Source organism: Microbacterium sp. Bi128 (genome assembly GCF_918698205.1).
Genome location: NZ_CAKKMM010000496.1, coordinates 1 through 3428, shown reverse-complemented (window position 1 = coordinate 3428; position 3428 = coordinate 1). Strand labels below are relative to the sequence as shown.

The following is a 3428-nucleotide window of genomic DNA, read 5'->3' as shown; positions in this document are numbered from 1 at the left end:
GGCGAGGGCGGCGATCAGGATGTTGCGTTTGACCTTGCGGCACAGCGCGCGCTTTTGGCCGCCGTAACGATTGGATAGGCTGTTAGGTGCCGGCGCGGCAGGCTGGTCCTCGGAAGTCACCAGTCCAGTTTAGTGTGGATCGGACCGGGATATTCCCGGCTGGCCGCACAGACCAAGCCGCACACCAACAGACGCACCCCAACAGGGCAGCACAGCAGAAAGAGGAGCCGTCCCACGATGACAGCATCCCCCAGCCCGTCAGCACCGCTTCGTCTGCTGGCGGTCCATGCTCATCCCGACGACGAATCCAGCAAGGGTGCCGCCACGATGGCGATGTATGCTGCCGCCGGCGTGGACGTCCTGGTGGCCACGTGCACCGACGGCTCCCGCGGCGACATCCAGAACCCCGCGATGGAGGGGCAACCGCACCCCAAACGCGACATGGCCGGGGCACGCCGGCTGGAGATGGACGCCGCCGCGAACGTCCTCGGCATCCGGCAGCGCTGGCTCGGCTTCGTCGATTCCGGGCTGCCCGAGGGCGACCCCCTGCCGGCCCTGCCGCCCGGGTGCTTCGCCCTGCAGCCGCTGGAGCGGGCGGCCGCACCGCTGGTCCGGCTGGTCCGGGACTTCAAGCCCCACGTGATCCTCAGCTATGACGAGAACGGCGGTTACCCGCACCCGGACCACATCATGGCGCACCGGGTGGCCGTCGAGGCCTTCGCGGCGGCCGGCGATCCCGCCCGGTATCCGGACGCCGGGGAACCCTGGGTGCCCAGCAAGCTCTACTACGACCGCGCCTTCAGCCCGGACCGTTTCCGTGCCCTCCACTCCGCGCTGGAGGAGGCCGGCCTGCAGTCCCCGTATGCCGAGCGGCTCGCTGCGTGGCTGGAAGCGGACGCCGAGGGGCATACCCCGCCGCCGCCGACACACGCCACCACAACCCAGGTCGAGTGCGGCGATTTCTTCGAAGCCCGCGACGACGCACTCCGCTCACACCGGACCCAGGTGGACCCGGAAGGATTCTTCTTCGCGGTCTCCTCGGCCATGCAGCGCAAGGTCTGGCCGTGGGAGGACTACTCCCTGATCGAATCCCGGATCCCCGTGGATCTGCCGGAAACGGACCTCTTCGCCGGGCTAAGATAGAGACGAAATGGCTCTTCTATCCAGTGTAGAAAAGATGTTGTAGACAAAGCACTGTAGAAAAGTCACCGCAGAAAAGACACCCAGTTCCACAGAAGGTTTCCCACCGTGCATTCCTTGCTCATCGCCCTCGCAACAACCCCGGCGCCGACCCCTACGCCGTCGCTGCGCCCGGGCCTGTCCGAGGACCAGGTCACCCCGGGTCTGCTGGGCTTCCTGCTGACAGCCTTCATCGTGGTGTTGACCGCGCTGCTGATCGTGGACATGGTGCGGCGTATCCGCCGGGTCCGCTACCGTGCCCAGGTGGAGGAAGAGCGTGCGGCCGCCGAGGACGCATCCCAGGAACCAGGGGCCCCGGGCGGCGTATTCCCTGCCGACGGCGCTGCCTTCCGCGCTGACGGCACGGCCTTCCCCGCCGACGGCGGGGTTTCCCGGTCCGACGGCGCGGTTAACCGGCCGGAAGTCAACGGCGATGCGGGACCCGGAACCCGCTGACCGCGGATTCCCCAACCCGCCGTCCGGGGCCTCGAATGCCCTGGCGGCGGAACCCTCTGCGTACCTGCGCCAGCACGCCGGCAACCCCGTTCACTGGCAGCCGTTCGGTGACGCGGCCTTCGCCGCCGCTGCCGCCCGGGACGTGCCGGTGTTCCTCTCAATCGGCTACGCGGCCTGCCACTGGTGCCACGTCATGGCCCATGAATCCTTTGAGGACCATGAAACCGCCGACTACCTGAACGCCCACTTTGTCTCCATCAAGGTGGACCGGGAAGAGCGCCCCGACGTCGATGCTGTCTACATGACAGCGACGCAGGCGATCAGCGGCGAGGGCGGCTGGCCGATGTCCGTCTTCCTCCTGCCCGATGGCCGCGCCTTCCATGCCGGCACCTATTTCCCACCCCGGCCCATGCCGGGCCGTCCGTCCTTCCGGCAGGTCGTTGAAGCCGTGAGCGAGGCCTGGACGGAACGCCGCGGCGCCGTCGAGGCCAACGCGGCCACCCTGGCGCGCGGCATCGCCGCCTCCCAGCCGGCAGCCGCCCTGCGCCTCGACGGGCCGCCCGAACCCCTGGACGCGGCGCTCCTTGGCGAAGCCGTCACCGCCCTCTCCGGCGCCGAGGACCGGGCCCACGGCGGCTTCGGCGGCGCACCGAAGTTCCCGCCCGCGGCCGTGCTCGAATTCCTGATCCGTCACGCCGCAGTGCCCTCGGACAGCATGCCGCCGGCAGCCGCTCCGGACACCGCTGGCCAGGACTCCGCGGGCCTGGAGACCGCGACGGCGGCCCGGGACATGGCCGGTCAGTGCCTGGCAGCAATGTCCCGCTCGGCGTTGTTCGACCAGCTCGACGGCGGCTTCGCGCGCTATTCGGTGACGGGAGACTGGTCCGTTCCGCACTTCGAGAAAATGCTCTACGACAACGCCCAGTTGCTGCGCGTCTATGTCCATTGGGTCCGGCTGGGCGGCACGCCGGAGTACCCGGCGGCCGAGGCCGCCGGGATTGCCGGGCTTACCGCCGACTGGCTCCTGGCCCGCCTCGGGCTGGCACCTGCGACGGGCCCGGCGCCAGCCCCTGCGGCGGGCCCTGCGACGGGACCGGACACCGGGGTCGTGGCCCTGGCGTCGTCGCTGGACGCCGACACGGTCGTCGACGGCGTGCACGCCGAGGGGGCCAGCTACCTGTGGACTCCCGGCGGCCTGGAGTCGCTCCTGGGCCCGGCCGACGGCGCCGCCGTGGCGGCCCTCCTGAACGTCCGAATGCCCGGAAGCGTGACCGCCGACGGTTCGCCGCTGCATCCGGGCCGGGAGATGTCCGGCGGGGACGCCGCGCTGTGGCAGCGGGTGCGCCCGCTGCTGGCGCAGGCGCGCAGGAACCGGCCCCAGCCCGGCCGGGATGACAAGGTGGTGGCGGGCTGGAACGGGCTGGCAGTCGCCGCCCTCGCCGACGCCGGCGCCGTCCTGGCACGCCCGGAGCTTGTGGCCGCGGCGGAGCGGATCGCGGACTATCTTGAGCGCGTGCACTGGCGGCCCGCGGCGGATGGCCCCGGCAGGCTTCTGCGCGTCTCCCATGACGGAGTGGCGGGCGGAATCGGCGGTTTGCTGGAGGACTACGCCTTCTGCGCCGAGGGGTTTTCCGCGATCTATGCGGTTACCGGGCACACCCGCCGGTATGGGCTGGCCGAGGCCATTCTGGACGCCGCCTGCAGGCGGTTCGCGGCCGACGGCGGCCTGAGGGACGCTGCGGGGGAGTCCGCGCAGGTCACGGCCGCCCAGGGCGGCCGTGACGGCCTGGAAC

The 3428-nt window shown here is 70.8% G+C and carries 3 protein-coding genes; all 3 read left to right on the top strand.

Going from position 1 to position 3428, the window contains the following annotated elements:
- The first annotated feature begins 237 nt into the window (after positions 1 to 237).
- Positions 238 to 1143, top strand: a complete 906-nt coding sequence (mca, locus tag LQV45_RS21745) for a mycothiol conjugate amidase Mca (protein WP_230008780.1) — start codon at positions 238 to 240, stop codon at positions 1141 to 1143.
- 105 nt (positions 1144 to 1248) lie between these two features.
- Positions 1249 to 1635 (top strand): hypothetical protein, encoded by a 387-nt coding sequence (locus LQV45_RS21740; RefSeq protein WP_223914167.1) that lies wholly within the window; start codon positions 1249 to 1251, stop codon positions 1633 to 1635.
- A partial coding sequence (locus LQV45_RS21735) for a thioredoxin domain-containing protein (protein WP_230008779.1) occupies positions 1613 to 3428 on the top strand: 1816 nt, incomplete at its 3' end. The genes LQV45_RS21740 and LQV45_RS21735, both read left to right, overlap by 23 nt.